Origin of the sequence: Limnohabitans sp. DM1 (assembly GCF_001269385.1) — a bacterium.
GTDB lineage: Bacteria > Pseudomonadota > Gammaproteobacteria > Burkholderiales > Burkholderiaceae_C > Limnohabitans_A.
In genome coordinates this window covers 217,190-232,269 of sequence record NZ_CXOO01000014.1, presented here as the reverse complement: position 1 = coordinate 232,269, position 15,080 = coordinate 217,190, and the positions used below count along the sequence as shown (strand labels likewise).

17 protein-coding genes are annotated in these 15,080 nt (G+C 61.7%); 4 read left to right on the top strand and 13 right to left on the bottom strand.

All coding sequences use genetic code 11. The features are described 5' to 3' along the window. Positions 1-97: 97 nt before the first annotated feature. The 4 genes from AMM33_RS05850 to AMM33_RS05835 are packed head-to-tail and all read right to left on the bottom strand — an operon-like array spanning position 98 to position 4,509. Positions 98-721: a DUF2894 domain-containing protein gene (locus AMM33_RS05850; protein ID WP_090139440.1), complete on the bottom strand. Its 624-nt coding sequence runs from the start codon at positions 719-721 to the stop codon at positions 98-100. Next, a complete protein-coding gene (locus AMM33_RS05845) occupies positions 718-1,365 on the bottom strand; it encodes an OmpA family protein (protein ID WP_090139438.1) in 648 nt (215 codons plus the stop codon). Before AMM33_RS05845 ends, AMM33_RS05850 begins: the two co-directional genes overlap by 4 nt. Further along, positions 1,365-3,743, bottom strand: coding sequence for a DUF802 domain-containing protein (locus tag AMM33_RS05840; RefSeq protein ID WP_090139436.1), 2,379 nt, complete (start codon positions 3,741-3,743; stop codon positions 1,365-1,367). Before AMM33_RS05840 ends, AMM33_RS05845 begins: the two co-directional genes overlap by 1 nt. Before the next feature lie 4 nt (positions 3,744-3,747). Then, entirely contained in the window at positions 3,748-4,509 is a 762-nt protein-coding gene (locus AMM33_RS05835; protein ID WP_090139434.1) for a DUF3348 family protein, read from the bottom strand. A 217-nt stretch (positions 4,510-4,726) separates the two neighbouring features. Between AMM33_RS05835 and AMM33_RS05825 the strand changes: the two genes are divergently transcribed. Next, the gene (locus tag AMM33_RS05825; protein ID WP_090139431.1) at positions 4,727-6,025 is read left to right on the top strand and encodes a serine hydrolase domain-containing protein; all 1,299 of its coding nucleotides are present in this window, start codon (positions 4,727-4,729) and stop codon (positions 6,023-6,025) included. 184 nt (positions 6,026-6,209) lie between these two features. Here AMM33_RS05825 and nth read toward each other — a convergent pair whose 3' ends face one another. Continuing rightward, positions 6,210-6,854, bottom strand: a complete 645-nt coding sequence (nth, locus tag AMM33_RS05820) for an endonuclease III (protein ID WP_090139430.1) — start codon at positions 6,852-6,854, stop codon at positions 6,210-6,212. A 53-nt stretch (positions 6,855-6,907) separates the two neighbouring features. Here nth and AMM33_RS05815 point away from each other — a divergent pair, with 53 nt between their 5' ends. From AMM33_RS05815 to AMM33_RS05805, 3 genes are all read left to right on the top strand, one after another. After that, positions 6,908-8,104, top strand: a complete 1,197-nt coding sequence (locus AMM33_RS05815; protein ID WP_090139429.1) for an aminotransferase-like domain-containing protein — start codon at positions 6,908-6,910, stop codon at positions 8,102-8,104. A 93-nt stretch (positions 8,105-8,197) separates the two neighbouring features. After that, complete coding sequence (locus AMM33_RS05810) at positions 8,198-8,995, top strand: alpha/beta fold hydrolase (protein ID WP_090139428.1); 798 nt, start codon at positions 8,198-8,200, stop codon at positions 8,993-8,995. A gap of 10 nt (positions 8,996-9,005) precedes the next feature. After that, a complete protein-coding gene (locus tag AMM33_RS05805) occupies positions 9,006-9,230 on the top strand; it encodes a DUF3820 family protein (protein ID WP_090139427.1) in 225 nt (74 codons plus the stop codon). On the opposite strand, the gene AMM33_RS05800 is transcribed toward AMM33_RS05805, so the two are convergent. The 8 genes from AMM33_RS05800 to serB all read right to left on the bottom strand — a co-directional run bounded on the left by AMM33_RS05800 (position 9,231) and on the right by serB (position 15,041). Beyond that, complete coding sequence (locus AMM33_RS05800) at positions 9,231-10,067, bottom strand: 2OG-Fe(II) oxygenase (RefSeq protein ID WP_090139426.1); 837 nt, start codon at positions 10,065-10,067, stop codon at positions 9,231-9,233. 24 nt (positions 10,068-10,091) lie between these two features. Next, complete coding sequence (gene gloA / locus AMM33_RS05795) at positions 10,092-10,511, bottom strand: lactoylglutathione lyase (protein WP_090139425.1); 420 nt, start codon at positions 10,509-10,511, stop codon at positions 10,092-10,094. Positions 10,512-10,527: 16 nt separating this feature from the next. Continuing rightward, positions 10,528-10,830, bottom strand: coding sequence for a c-type cytochrome (locus AMM33_RS05790; protein ID WP_090139424.1), 303 nt, complete (start codon positions 10,828-10,830; stop codon positions 10,528-10,530). Next, on the bottom strand, positions 10,831-11,364 hold the full coding sequence (gene gloA / locus AMM33_RS05785; RefSeq protein ID WP_090139423.1) for a lactoylglutathione lyase: 534 nt from the start codon (positions 11,362-11,364) through the stop codon (positions 10,831-10,833). 128 nt (positions 11,365-11,492) lie between these two features. Next, complete coding sequence (locus AMM33_RS05780; RefSeq protein WP_089960812.1) at positions 11,493-11,864, bottom strand: ribbon-helix-helix domain-containing protein; 372 nt, start codon at positions 11,862-11,864, stop codon at positions 11,493-11,495. Between the two features lie 53 nt (positions 11,865-11,917). Further along, the gene (locus AMM33_RS05775; RefSeq protein WP_090139422.1) at positions 11,918-13,486 is read right to left on the bottom strand and encodes a GMC family oxidoreductase; all 1,569 of its coding nucleotides are present in this window, start codon (positions 13,484-13,486) and stop codon (positions 11,918-11,920) included. Positions 13,487-13,534: 48 nt separating this feature from the next. Then, positions 13,535-14,161, bottom strand: a complete 627-nt coding sequence (locus AMM33_RS05770; RefSeq protein ID WP_090139421.1) for a twin-arginine translocation signal domain-containing protein — start codon at positions 14,159-14,161, stop codon at positions 13,535-13,537. Between the two features lie 163 nt (positions 14,162-14,324). Next, on the bottom strand, positions 14,325-15,041 hold the full coding sequence (serB, locus tag AMM33_RS05765; protein ID WP_090139420.1) for a phosphoserine phosphatase SerB: 717 nt from the start codon (positions 15,039-15,041) through the stop codon (positions 14,325-14,327). Positions 15,042-15,080: the final 39 nt, after the last annotated feature.

Sequence of the window (15,080 nt, the reverse complement as noted above, 5' to 3'; positions counted from 1 at the left end):
CCCACATTGCTGGCTTCGGCGCAGGCCCATGTCGGGGCTGAAGCCACCGACCTACGCATACAGCCAAGGCAAATCGCAAGGCGGCGTGCCTTGGCGTTTACTTTTTTGATTTCGCCGCAGTTGCTGATTTGCCGGGTGCGTGCTTGGCCTGACCCGCTTCGTCCAGACACAGCAAGGTGTCCACATAGAGCATGAAGCGGTTCAGGTAATCCGGGCAGATGTCGCGCATCAGGCCCAGTGAGCGCAGCACCAGCATGTGCGAGTTGATGGGGCCTGCGTTTTGTGGGGCTTGGGCGATGGCCTGGGTCACCGACTTTTGCACGCTGATCTTGTGCAATTGCTGGCGAAATTGCTGAACCCGAGGGTTTTCCGGGCGGCTGCTTGGGGGCTTGTCGCTGGGGCCTGCCAAAGAGGTGTGGCGGGTCATCTCGCTGAGCAAGGCGGACAGGGGCGAGCCCAAGGGGGGGGCTTGGCCTTCGTGGTGCCCGTTTGGCCCTTTTTGAGCGTTGGTCTCGCCCATTTGCGCCTGCAATCGTTCCAGCTCGTCACGCAGCTTGCGGTTCAGCAAGGGCTGCACGGCATCAGACTGAGCGCCTGTCCGTTTGGCCAAGGTTTCGATGTAATGCCAGCCGATCGGGTCGACTTGTGCGGCGCCACGGCTGCGCAATGCGTCCATCAATGCAGCGACGCAGTCGGTCTGAACGGCGGGTGTGTCGCTCATGGCTTTTGGTCGGGGGCCAAGCGGCTGCTGGCTTTGGGCACCGGGGCCATTTCCACGCGGCGGTTCTGGGCGCGGGCTTTTTCGTTGCTGTTGGGCACCAGCGGCTGTTCTTTACCGAAGGCGGCGGCAAACAGCATGGAGGACGGCATGCCTTCTTCGATCAGGGTGCGCGTCACGGTCAGGGCGCGTTGGGCCGAGAGCTCCCAGTTGTCTTCAAACTGGCGGTTGCGGCTTTTGATGGTCTGGTCGTCGGTGAAGCCGCTGACCATGAGCATTTCGTCGCGCGACTGCAGGTAGCTGCGCAGGGGCAGCACCAGGCTCTTGAGCAGCTTGCGGCCTTCTGGCTCGAGCTTGTCGGAGTTCAGTTGAAACAGCAGCTTGCCGCTGATGCCGATGCGGCCATTGTTCAAGGTGATGCGCCCGCTGGCCAAAGGAATGGCCAGGGCTTTTTCCAGTGACTGGCGTTTTTGTTCTTCGGCCTGGCGTTTGTGGACTTCGGTTTCGAGCTGCGAGGCCATGTCCAGCTGCGCCGCCATCACGCCCACCAACAGCAGCACAAAGGCGCCCAGCAGACCCGTCATCAGGTCGGCAAACGAGATCCAGGTCGGTGCGGTGGATTCGGCGTCTGCGTCGTGTTCGAGCATCAGACGGCTCCTTCGGTGGCTGCGGCTGCGTGGTTTTGCAGCGTTTCGAGCACGTCTTTTTGCGAGGTGATGCTCAGGTCGATGATGTCGCGGGCCTGGGCCACGTAGTAGGCCAGTTGCTCATCGCTGCGTGTCATGGACTTGTCCATCGCTTGCTCGATGCGCTGCAAGCTGGCCATGAGTTTTTCATTGCTGTCGTTGAACGAGCGCACCGCAAAGCTGAAGGTCTCGCCCAGGCTGGCCACGTCCACGGCGCTGGCCGTGACTTGCGCGGCGATGTCGCCCAGTTTGCCGGTCTCGGCGGACACATGCGCCCGGAACTCCCCACTGGCCTGGGCCAAGGATGCGGCGCTGGAGGCCACCAGTGTGTCGATCACGCTGCGCTGCTCGGTCGATGCGTGGTTGATCGCATCCAGCAAGCTGCTGAGCGTTGCCATGATGCGGGTGCGCTCATCGAGCAGCGCGTTGTCGCGTGCCACACTGACCGAGATTTCCTGGCGCAGCTGGCCAATGACTTCGGCTGCCGCCTTGGGCGCTTCAGAGGCGGTTTCGATCAGCCGCGTGATCGGCGCTTCCAGTGCGGTGCCCAGGGTGCTCAGGTGCATGGTCACAGCGGTCTGCAATTCGCTCAAGCGGGCCACGGCGGCTTGGCCGCGCGCGTCTTCGACCTCGCGCAGGGCCGACAGTTCGGTGCGCAGCAAGGCGCTGAGTTCTTCGGCGCGCTGGTTGTGCTGGGTGGCCCACTGCGCCTCAGAGGCTATGCGTGCTTGCATCAACTCTTCGCTGCTGGCCATGAGGCGGGTCACTTCGGCCAAGGTCTGCTGGGTGTGGGTCTGTACCTGTTCGGTGACTTGGCGGGCGGTGTGGGCCAGCGTGTCGCAAATCGCTTGTTGCTGCGCCAGGGTTTGGTTGCCCGTTGTTTGCCACTGGTTTTGCAAGGAGGCGGCCACGCTGTCCAGGGCTGTTTTCCATGCGTCCAGGCGCTGCTGGTCGGCAGCGCTTTGCAAGTCTTGCTGGCGCGTTTGGTCGGCCAGCGTCTGGCTGGCGTGCGCCTGCATTTGCTGGGTAATGGTTTGTGCGGTCTGGGTCAGGGTGTCGCAAATGGCTTGCTGTTGCGCCAGGGTCTGCGTGCCCGAGGCTTGCCATTGCTCGCCCAGCGAGGTGGCCACGCTGTCGAGCGCGCCTGTCCAAGCGTCCAGGCGCACTTGCTCGGCGCTGCTGAGCTGGGCCTGCTGCGCGGTGTGCGCGTTGTGGAGTGTGGTGATCAGGTCCTGGCTGCGTGTTTCAAAGGTCTGGCTGAACGCGTCCAGCGTCTTGCCCATACCTTCGAGCAGGCCGGTGCTTGCGGCGTTGTTCTGGGCCAAGGCGCTGGTGTAGGTCTGGGCCATACTGGCTGCGGTGGCGCTGAACTGCTCGTTCAGTGCGCCCAATTGCTGCTGTGTGTTTTGCAGCAGCTGCGCATTCATGCTGTGGGCCTGTTCGGCCAGCTGGGTCATGGTGGCTTGCACCACGGGGCGAATGCCATCGCTGGCTACCTGCATGCTGTGGCTCAGGCTGGCGCGCAGGGATTGGTCCACCGATTGCGCCAGGCTGGTGTAGGCGGTGTGCACTTCCTGGTGAAAGCTATGCTGCTGGGCCAGCAACTGAGCCTGGGTCTGTTCGCTGGTTTGTGCCAGCTGGGCCATCAGGGTCTGAAGCTGTTGCACCACTTGCGGCAAGGCGTGCGACTGTTGTTGCAGCGCCTTGAAGGCTTCCTGGCGCTGGTGCGTGAGGGAGAAACCACGCAGGCTGGTGGCGATGTGGGTGTCCAGCGACTGGGCCGCTTGTGCGCGTTCGCGTCGGGCCAGGCTGCTCATGAGGCCCAGCATGGCCGAGGTGGCAACCCCGGCGACCGAGGTGCCAAAGGCCAGGCCCAGGCCTTTGATGGGTTCGGAAAACGCGGCCCGAATGCCCGCGAGGTTGCTGGAGCCTTCGAGTGCGAACACCGCGCCGTTGAGGGTGACCACCATGCCCAAAAACGTGCCCAACATGCCCAGCATGACCAGAAGGCCCACCAGATAGGGCGTCAAAGCCGGGCCGGGCAGGCCCACGCGCTCGCCTTCGATGCGCTGGCGCACCGCGTTGTGCAGCGAGGCGGGCAGGGTGATCAGCCAGTCGTTCAGCACGATCAGGTCTTGCGGGATGTCGGCCAGGGCCTGACGCAAAGCAGCGGTGGTGGTCCGGTAGTGGCGCAACTCCAGGGCGCCAAAGACATACACCCCGCCAATGAAGGCGGTCATCACCAAGACCAGCAGGTGGCTAGCGGCCACAGATGCTGCGACCCAAAGCACGGCCAATGCACCCAGCCCGAAGGCGGTTTCGAAGGAATAGCGTTTCATGGATTCAGGTGTTTTCTGCATTGAAGGCTTCAAGAAGGCCCAGCGTGGGCTGCAAGCGCGTGTCCAGCTCGGCCAGCAAAGCGCTGCGCAAGCCCTGGCGCAGTGGCATGAGCCAGGCCAGTGGCTGCACCGGCGTGGCCCCGTCGGCGGCGCTGTCGGCTTGTTTCTTGAGGTGTTGTTTGAGGGCTTGCGCAAAGCGTTTTTCAAGCAGCTTGGACACTTTGCCCAGCAAAACCGCTTCGCGCTCACTCAGGATGTTTTCAAAAGCCGCGTCCAGCGTGGCCAGTTGCTGCAAGGCGCTGGAACTTTTGCTCAACTGCCCCCGCACTTGCGAGCGCAAGCTGCGGATGGCGCTTTCCATCTGCCTTTGGTGCGCCGCATAAAAGCGGCGATAGGGTTCATAAGCCGTTTTGGGGTCCAAGGGCTCGTCCAGTTCGGCCGGGGGCATGTCAATGCGCGTGAGGCCCGAGCCTGTGGGGGCGCCTTGAGAGATGGATTGCACCAGCTGCAAGCGGACTTTGTCCACATGCCGCGTCAGCGCATCTGCACTCAATACCGCCATGCCTTGTGTGTGGGCCGCTTGTTCGGCGGGCGCTTGCGGGTTGAGCACGCCGTGCAAGCTGATGGCTTGACGAAAGTCCAGCCAGTCGCCCAGCTTGGGGCCGACATCACCCATGGCCACGGACGTGTCCAGCATGCCTTGCTCGGCGAGAAAGCGCATGAGTGAGGAGCGGTGCAGGTGGGCACCCACAGGGGCTGGCGTCATGGATGGGGGCGGAGCATTCCCCTCAGGAGATTGAGGGGCCGGGCTTCTTGGGGTCGATCAAGTGGGCAGGGAGGGGGTGCGAGAAGAGGTTCGGGAAGAAGTTCGGAATGGGACGGAGAATAAAAAAAGCTGCCCAAGGCAGCACCGTCGTGGAGCATTTTAACTGCTCATCTGGGGCGGTCCGTGCCATGATGGCGGGCCTGAATGGAGATGAGACATGAGTGAAAAAGACAAGGAAGCGATACCTGCAAAGCATGAGGTTCCACGGTTCAACGGACGTTTGGGGGCGCTGCTGCTGGCCCTGTCGGCCGGTCTGTGCGGCACACCTGCCCTGGCTGAACCCGACGAAGAAGCACTGGGTAAATCGCTGGGCTATCCCATCGGGCCGCGCTGGTCATCCATGGAAAACCGGGTAGGCGCCTGGTCAGCACTTGACCAAGTGCCAGGCGTTTTGACTGAAAGCGTGGCCCGAGGCCCCAGCGTCTTGCCCTTGCCACAGGCCAGCGTGCCTGCCCTGATCAAATACCGCTACCGCAACCTGGGCTATACCCTGGACGAGTACCTGGAGCGCCGTCGCATCACGGGTTTGCTGATCCTGAAAAATGGCGAAATCGTGGCCGAGCGTTACCGTTATGGCCGCCGTGAAGATGCTCGGTTCTTGTCCTTTTCCATGGCCAAAAGCGTCACCTCGATGTTGATCGGGGCCGCTGTGCAGCGGGGGCTGATCGCCTCGCTCGATGACCCGGCCGGTCAATACGCCAAAGACTTGCAGGGCAGCGCCTATGGCCAGACTCCGATCCGGCATTTGCTGCGCATGAGCTCTGGCCTGACGTTCACCGAACGCTACGACGGGCAGGACGATGTCTCAAAACTCTCGCGCAGTTTTGCCACGGGTAGCCCAACGGTTGCCAGCGTGCTGCGCTCGTTTTCAGACCGCCACAGCCCATCGGGGCAAAAATTTGTCTATGCCAGCTCCGAAACCGAAGTCCTGGGCCGCGTCCTGACGGGTGCCACGGGCCGCAGCATGGCCGAGTTGACCAGTGACTGGCTCTGGAAACCCATGGGGGCCGAACGTGATGCCTTTTGGTGCAACGGTCGGGACCGGCAAGCCGGGGCGTATTTTTGCTTCAACGCCAGCTTGCGCGACTGGGGTCGTCTGGGCGTCTTGATGGCCAAAGACGGCAAGCTGGGCGAGCAGCAAATACTGCCCGCAGACTATTTGCGCGAGGCGACCGATGTTGCGTTGCAGCCTCCCGCTTTCGCGCCCTACAAGGCCACGCCATACTTTGGCTACGGCTACCAGTTCTGGCTGCACCCCTTGAAAGAGCGCAGCTTTGCCTTCCAGGGTGTACATGGCCAATCGGTGTTTGTGCAACCGGCCACCGGCATCGTGATGGTGCAAACCGCCGTCTACGCCCAAGCCAGCGGCCACCAGGACCCAGAGCCTTATGCCGAGCGCGCTGCCTTTTGGCTCGGTGTGCTGCAGTCTCTGGGCGGTCGCACGGAGCGGTATTGAACAGCCTTGATGGATTCGGCCTTCTGAAGGCTTCAGTGCTCAAAGGTCTTGTAGGTCGGCACACGCAGAGTCCGACGTTTGCGGCTTGCGCGCGGTTCTGGTGCAAAGGTTTGAGGGCTTCACCGGGTCTATGTCGGGGTCTTTGACCACCGATCTACGGGGGCGCAATGTCCCATCGTCTTGTTCAATGCGTGGTGGCGCTGGTCTTGGGTTTGAAGTCACAAAACGCGGCCACCGCGCACTGCCCACACAGCGGTTTGCGCGCTTGGCACACATAGCGCCCATGCAGGATCAGCCAGTGGTGGGCATCGACCAGGTATTTGGCCGGGATGCGCTTGAGCAGCTTTTGCTCCACTTCCAGAGGTGTTTTGCCCGGGGCCAGCCCGGTGCGGTTGCCCAGGCGAAAAATGTGCGTGTCCACCGCCATGGTCGCTTCGCCAAAAGCAGAATTGAGCACCACATTGGCGGTTTTGCGGCCCACACCGGGCAGGGCTTCGAGGGCTTCGCGTGTGCGGGGCACCTGGCCGCCGTGTTGCTCCACCAAAATCCGGCAGGTTGCCATCAGGTGTTTGGCTTTGCTGCGGTACAGGCCAATAGTCTTGATGTAATTCTCCAGCCCCTCCAAACCCAGATCCAGAATCTTTTGGGGCGTGCCTGCCACCGGGAACAGTTTGCGCGTGGCCTTGTTCACGCCCACATCGGTGGCCTGGGCCGACAGCAGCACGGCTGCCAGCAGCTCGAACACGCTGGTGTATTCCAGCTCGGTCACGGGCATGGGGTTGGCGGCTTGCAGGGTGGCAAAGAAGGATTCGATCTGTGCGGGTTTCATGGGGGTCCAGATGTTGGCAAAATGACGGCCAAGTCAACCCGGGAAGATACACCATGCCTTTGCAATTTGCCGACCGCCTCAACAACGTCGAAACCTCTGCCATCCGCGAGCTGTTCAAGCTTTTGGGCAAGCCCGGCATCATCAGCTTTGCGGGCGGTTTCCCCGACAGCGCCCTGTTTGATGTGGACGGCATCCGCGAAGCGAGCAACGCGGCACTGAGCCAAGACCCGGGCGCAGCCCTGCAATACGGCGCCACCGAAGGCTATGGCCCGCTGCGCGATCAACTGGCTCAATTCATGCACCAAAAGGGCGCCAAGGATGTGGCAGCCGACCAGCTGATCGTGACCACAGGCAGCCAGCAGGGGCTGGATTTGATCGGCAAAACCATGATCAGCCCCGGTGACAAGGTGATCGTGGAAGGCCCCACCTTTCTGGCCACCATCCAGTGCTTCAGGTTGTACGGAGCCGAGCTCATCAGCGCCCCGGTGGACGGCCACGGCGTCAAAACCGACGAGCTGGAAAAACTGATTGCTGAGCACAAGCCGAAGTTTGTGTACCTGATCCCCACCTTTGGCAACCCGAGCGGTGCCTTGCTCAGCGCCGAGCGCCGCCAGCAGGTGCTGGAGATGGCTGTGAAGCACCAGACCCTGATCGTCGAAGACGATCCTTATGGTGATCTGTATTTTGGCGAAGCACCACCGCCCAGCTTGCTGGCTTTGAGCAGCACCGTGCCCGGCAGCCGTGAGCTGCTGGTGCATTGCGGGTCGCTGTCCAAAGTGCTGTCGCCCGGCTTGCGCGTGGGCTGGATGGTGGCCCCCGCTGATCTGCTGGCCCGCGCCACCATGTGCAAGCAGTTCAGCGATGCGCACACCAGCACCTTTGCCCAGGCCACAGCGGCGCAATACCTGTTGGCCGGTCGCATGCCTGCTACCTTGGACAAAGTGCGCGCTGTGTATGCCCAGCGCGCCCAAACCATGGGCGACGCATTGCGCCGCGAATTGGGCGATGCGGTCGAGTTTGTACAACCGCAAGGCGGCTTGTTTGTGTGGGCGCGCCTCACGGGTGCGGGCGGCAAGGTGAACGACGGCAATGTGTATGCCAAACGTGCCATCGAGCAGGGCGTGGCCTTTGTGCCGGGCACGCCGTTCTTCTGTGCCCACCCCGACCACGCCACCTTCCGCCTGAGCTTTGCCACCGTAGGCGAAGACAAGATCCTCGAAGGTGTGGCGCGTCTGGCCAAAGCCCTGTGATCACACCGTTGTTTTTGTAGGAGCCAGCCCTGCTGGTGATGTTTGCGCTCAAATCTTCGACTTCATTTGTCAACACACTGACCCATAACAACCATGAACAACGAGCTGTGCATCACTGTCAACGGTACCGAGGTCTGGCTGCAAGGGCAGGGCGATGAGGTGATCCTCATGCTGCACGGTTGGCCCGACACCCGAGCCCTTTGGGATGGCACCGTGGCTGCTTTGCAGGACCGTGCCACCTGCGCCCGCCTGACGCTGCCCGGTTTTGAGTCCGGTGCAGCATCGACCAGCCTCGACGACATGTGCCAGCTGCTGCGCCAGATCGTGGACCGCATCAGCCCTCACAAGCCCGTGACCCTGCTGCTGCATGACTGGGGCTGCATCTTTGGTTATGAATTCGCCATGCGCCACCCTGATCGTGTGGCCCGCGTGGTGGCGGTGGACGTGGGTGACCACAACTCAGGTGCCTTGTTGCGCAGTTGGAGCGCCAAGGAAAAACTGTCTGTGATGGGCTACCAGGTCTGGCTTGCCTTGGCCTGGAAGCTGGGGGGCAGCCTGGGCACCCGCATGACCCGCGCCATGGCGCGCTGGCTGCGCTGCCCCACGGACCCCGCCTCGATCACCTACAAGATGAACTACCCCTACGCCATGCAGTGGTTCGGCACGGCGGGTGGCTTCAAAGGTGCGGCGCAAATTCAGTTGCCCATGCCACTGTTGTTTGTCTATGGCGAGCGTAAACCCTTCATGTTCCATTCGGCCAAGTGGCTGGAAAAAGTCGCTGCCACGCCCGGCAGCGCAGTTCAAGGCCTGCCCTGTGGGCATTGGGTCATGATCTCGCGGCCTGAAGCCTTCCACGCCTGTGTGCGCAGCTGGCTGTGGGGCCAGGCGTGAGGGGCTGGGCATGAACCCCGAAGACCTTGTGAAACTGGTCACCATGCCCATGCCCTTTGGCAAGCACAAGGGCGTGCTGATCGCCGACTTGCCCGGCAACTACCTCAACTGGTTTGCACGCGAGGGTTTCCCCAAAGGCGAGGTGGGCCGATTGCTGCAGCTCATGCAGGAGATTGACCACAACGGTTTGAGCGATTTGCTCAAGCCCTTGCGCAGCGCCCCTCGGCCGAGCTGATCACTCCTGCCCGTACATGATGTTGATGCGGGCCACGTATTTGGACGCCCCGGCACCGACCTGACGGCCTTCGTGCACCACCGAATGGGGGCCAAAGCCGTGGCGAAAGAACAGGGCAGAGCCCTTGCGGGGCAACACATCGACCCCGCTGCCATCGGGCCTGAACAGCCGGGTGCAGCCACCGCTGACGCCGTCTTCCGGGCCATTGAGGTAAAGGATCATGGTCAGGCCAGAACGCACGCTGTCGCCCCACTGCAGCATGTCGCGGCGGTCATCGCTCAGGCTGTAGCCGGGCCATTGTCCATCCACATGGCGGTTGAAGACGTCGTTGGCGTCGTAGCGGTACATGTTCAGGCGCTGGCTGAGCAGGCCGTAAAGAGGTTGGCCGTCGATGCTGGGGGGCAGCAGATGCCGCATGCGGCTCATCAAAGGGTCGAGCAAACGGTCGTCGGCCACCCAGTGCACCGATTTGTTCATGCGCATGCCCGGGGGCGTCTGGATGCCGGGGGCTTCGTCGCGGTAGCCCAGCAGTTCGCTGGCGGTGACCAGGGCGTCGGCTTCTTCACTGGTCAGCAGGTCTGAAATTTCAAACGCCACCAGCCCCCCCAAGGCGATGTCGGTGCGAACGGGTTTGAGGCCCGTTTGTGTTTTCAGGCGCAGGGCACGCGGGCTGCTGCTGAAGGCGTGGATGGGCGTCATGGGCACGACGCCCCCCATGGGCAAGGAGCCGGGCATGTGGGCGACGGGCCAATGAGGGGGCCATTCGGCCGACCCGTCGTTGGCGTTGGCGGTGTCCTGGCTGGGAGTGTCGAATGCGGGGGATGCTGTGCAGTTCATGGGCGATGGACGGGTATGTGGTCTTTACCACTGACCGATGTTGGGCATGGACACCCAAGGCTCGGCCGGTGGCAGGGGCGCGCCGCGTTGCAGCAGCTCAATGGAAATGTGGTCGGGTGAGCGCACAAAGGCCATGTGGCCATCGCGGGGCGGACGCACGATCTGCACGCCGTGGTCTTGCAGCCGTTGGCAGGTGGCATAAATGTCGTCAACGGCATAGGCCAGGTGGCCGAAATTGCGGCCTTGTGTGTAGGACGACTCGTCCCAGTTGTGCGTCAACTCGATTTGCGCCTGGCTGTCGCCGGGGGCGGCCAGAAAAGCCAGCGTGAAGCGACCACTGGGCACATCGAATTGCCGCAGCAATTGCAGCCCCAGCGCATCCCGGTAAAAGCGCAGCGATGCGTCCAGGTCTGCGACCCGGACCATGGTGTGCAGGTATTTCATGGCTTGTGTCTACCGATCACTTGGTTTTGAGCACCCACAGGGCCAGCTTTTGGGCATCGCCTGCGGACAGTTGGCCTTGGGGTGGCATGGCCATCTGACCCCACTTGCCCTTGCTGCCTTGGCGAATGCTCTGGATCAGCTGGTCTTTGGCGTCGGCTTGGTCTGCGTATTTGGCGGCCACATCCTTGAATGCTGGTCCGACCAGGGCGCTGGCCATGGCGTGGCAGCCCGTGCAGCCGTTTTTCTTGGCCAGCGCTTCATTGGCCCAACTGTGGCTGCCCAGCAGCAAGCCAGCGCTCAAAAGCAGTGCGGTTTTCATTCAGCGCCCCAGGTTCATGAGCAGATCAGGCTGGACGATTTCGATCCAATAGCCGTCGGGGTCCTTGATGAAGGCCACGTCCTTCATCTTGCCTTGGTCAGGGCGTTTCACATAGGTCACCTGGTTTTCGTCAAACCAGGACACGGCCGCAGCCAGGTCAGGCACCGAAAAGCAGATGTGGCCAAAGCCTTGGGGCTGGGCGTTGCCGTCGTGGTATTTGAAGTCGGGGTCGTTTTCGGTGCCCCAGTTGTGGGTCAGCTCCAGGATGCCGCTCTGGCTGAAGGTCCAGGCGGTGCGCTCACCTTCGTCGCTGGGCGGGGTGTCGACGCTTTGGCGGTGCAGAAAATACAGCGAGAACTTCATCTCGGGAAAGTCCAGCTTGCGCAGCACCTGCATGCCCATGATGCGGGTGTAAAAGTCGAGGCTGACCTCAGGGTCCTTGATGCGCAGCATCGAGTGGTTGAACACAAAGCCGCGTGTCTGTTCGGGGGGGGTGGGGCTCACGCCAGGGAGGTTTTCCGTGCGAAATGTCATGGCAAAAGGATGTATGAAATAGGGGTTGGAGTCAGGGGTGGGATAGCTGACGGCTTCGCCATGCTGTACGCGTGGCGAGTCATCTGGCGAACGCTCGGATCGCCAGGTCAGTGCAGTGATGAGATGAATTACCTGCCCACTGCCGCGAGCATCTTTGGGGGGGCGATGGTCTCCCCAGAGCGTGCGGCGATGGGCAGAGCCACCGGGTTTGGCGGGTTAAGCTGCTTTTCCAGGTTCATCATCGAGCGGTGCAGGTAACGCATGCTGGTGACCCGCAAGAACGATGCAAAGTTGGGCACCTCGCCCCGGTGCGCCATGATTTCTTCGTGAAATTTGGCGATCAGGGCATTGGTGGTGCAGCCTTCTTCTTCGGCCATTTCGGCCAGGATGTCCCAGACCATGTTTTCCAGCCGGATGCTGGTCAACACGTTTTTGATGCGCACCGTGCGTGAGCGTTGCTCATACTGGATGGGGTCAGCTTTGACAAAATATTCACACATGGTGCGCTCCTGTGGCTACAGCAATCTGGGACATCTTGGGTGGCGCTTTCAGCTCAAAGCGCTTTTTCGGTCATCAATTTGGCGATCTGATCGGCTTGGCGAATGGCCAGCGTCACGATCGTCAAAGTGGGGTTTTCTGCGCCGCCAGTGGTGAATTGGCTGCCGTCGCTGACAAACAGGTTGCTGATGTCGTGCGATTGTCCCCATTTGTTGACCACGCCGTCTTCGGGTCTGGCGCTCATGCGACAAGTGCCCATGTTGTGGGTGGACGGGTAGGGTGGCGTGCGGAAAGTCTTGATGGCCCCGGCCGCGTTGTAGATGCGCTCGGCCTGTGTGAAGGCGTGGTTGCGCATGGCGATGTCGTTGTCATGGTCGTCAAAGTGGACGTTGGGCGCGTAGTTGCCGTACTGGTCCTTGACGTTCTTGTTGAGCGTGACGCGGTTGCTTTCACGGGGCATGTCTTCACCCACCAGCCACATGCCGGCCAGGTTGGTGTAGTGGTCCATCCACCAGGCAAATTCAGGGCCCCAGCCGCCGGGGTTCAAGAAGGCGGCCATGAAGGGGATGCCCAGCGACAGGGTTTCCAGCTCGTAACCGCCCACGAAACCACGGCTGGGGTTGTGTGCGGCTTCGTCGCGCACGATACCGGCCATGGTGGTGCCCCGGTACATGTGGACCGGGTTTTTGAAAGCGGCATACACCGAGCCGGTCATGTGGCGCATGTAGTTGCGGCCCACTTGGCCAGAGGAGTTGGCCAGGCCGTCCTTGAATTTGCTGGACTCCGACATCAAGAGCAGGCGAGGTGTTTCGATGGCGTTACCGGCCACGCAGACCACGCGGGCTTTCTGGCGCTGCTCTTTGCCGTCCTTGTCGAAATACACCACGCCGGTCACTTTGCCTGCGGCGTTGTGCTCGATGCGGGTGACATGCGACTGCGGGCGCAACTCAAAATTGCCCGTGGCTTCGGCGCGTGGAATCTCGGTGTAAAGCGTGGACCATTTGGCACCGCTCTTGCAACCCTGAAAGCAAAAGCCCAACTGCAGGCAGCGGCCTCGGCCATCTCGGGGCTGGCTGTTGATGGCCATGTTGCCGGTGTGCACTTCCTTGTAGCCCAGCTTGGTGGCGCCCGCGTGCATGACCTTGAAGTTGTTGTTGCCGGGCAGGCCGGGGATGCCGTTGGTGCGGGTCACGCCCATTTTGTTTTCGGCTTTGGCGTAATAGGGGGCCAGCTCGTCCAGTGTCACGGGCCAGTCCAGCAAGCTGGCACCAGCGACGTTGCCATAAACGGTTTTGGTGCGGAACTCGTGCTCTTGAAAGCGCAGTGAAGCCCCGGCCCAGTGGGTGGTGGTGCCGCCCACGGTCTTGCAGATCCAGGCGGGCAGACCGGCAAAGTCTTTGGCCACGCGCCAGGAGCCCGAAGTGGTGCGGGCGTCCAACCAGGCCAGCTGGCTGAACGACTTCCATTCGTCGTTGATGAACGATTCTTGCGATTGGCGTGCGCCCGCTTCGAGCGACACCACCTTGATGCCTTTTTGGCAAAGTTCGTTGGCCAATGTGCCGCCGCCTGCGCCTGAACCAATGATGACGACCACGGAGTCGTCATTGAAATCAAATTTAGCCATGTCAATCCTCTGTATTCGGTGTGGGGTCAATGTGGAGAGCAGCCGGGATCAGCCCATGAAGGGCGGTGGGCTGGCTTCTTTGGACGGAGCAGGTAACCATTTCAGGTCCTGAAAGCCGCGGGTGATGTAGCCGCCTTTTTCCCAGGCCGAGCCGGGGTAGCCAAACACCGCATAGGCCATGTCGTTGTCATAAAGGGAGGTGACGCACTGACCGCGCACGGTGGCAAAAAACGCTGTGCCTTCCATGCTCAGCACCAGCTCGTATTGCTGCTTGGCGCTGGCCTTGGCAAAGTTGCCGCCGGTGGATTTGTTCAGGTAGGCCACGCCGTCCTGAAGCATCTTGGCAGCGCCTGCGTCACCAGCGGCTTTGGCGTCCAGGTCTTTGGACAGCAAGGCATAGACCGCATCGGGCAGTTTTTTGTGGGGAAACAAGACCCGGCCCATGGCCATCAGGGTTTTGCCTTCGGCAGTGGAGAGCTTTTTCAGCTCCAGCGCCCAAGCGGTGGACGGGGCCAGGGCCGCGAGCATGGTGCCCGAAGCGAGGCTGCCAAACAGCAGGCCGGACCCTTTGAGGAAATCGCGGCGTGCCAAAGGCATGCTGACTTTGCGGACAACGCCGCTTTCTTCGTCGCAGCCAGCGGCTTCGACATTCTGGGTGATGGGTATGACGCGCATGAAAGTCTCCGTTGATGTGGATGTCTTTGCATGGTTTGCAAAGGACAGGTCCAGTATTTCAGCGGAGGCCAAGCAGCGGGTGATAGCTGGCTACTTACAAAGCGCCAAACCCTCAGGGTAAACGCTAGGCATCAGTCACTTGCATGACTGATTTGGGGGGTGATCAGGGCTTGACGACTTCCAGCAGGCGGTCCAGCCCGCCTTCGTGGATGGCGACCATGGCCTGTTCGCGCACCTTGGGTTTGGCGTGGTAGGCCACCGACAAACCGGCTGCGCCCATCATGGGCAGGTCGTTGGCGCCGTCACCCATGGCGATGCATTCGTGGGCCTCAATGCCCAGCAGCGAAGCCACTTCGAGCAAGGTGCGGTGTTTTTCTGCGCCGTCGCAGATGTCGCCCCAGCTTTGCATGACCAGGCCGCCCGTGAGTTCGCCATGGACGATCTCAAGCCGGTTGGAGCGGGCGAAGTCGATGTTCAGCCGTTCTTTTACGCGGTCGGCAAAGAAGGTGAAGCCGCCCGAGACCAGCAGCACCTTCATGCCCGCCTTCTGGCAAGCGGCGATCAGCTCAGGCGCGCCGGGGTTGATCTTCAGGCGCTCGGTGTAGACACGCTCCATGTCTGCCAGCGTGACGCCTTTGAGCAGGGCCAAACGGCGGCGCAAACTGTCTTTGAAGTCGGTGATCTCGCCACGCATGGCCGCCTCGGTGATGGCCGCCACCTCGGCCTTGCGGCCCACGGCATCGGCGATCTCGTCGATGCACTCGATGCTGATGAGCGTGGAGTCCATGTCAAACGCAATGAGTTTGAACTGGGACAAGGAAAGGGGTGCGGTGAAGCCTTGGATGGCGAGGCCTGGGGAGAATTCGGTAGCGGTGGTCATGCGGAAATGGATTGAAGAAACGAAAGGGTCCCAAGCCTG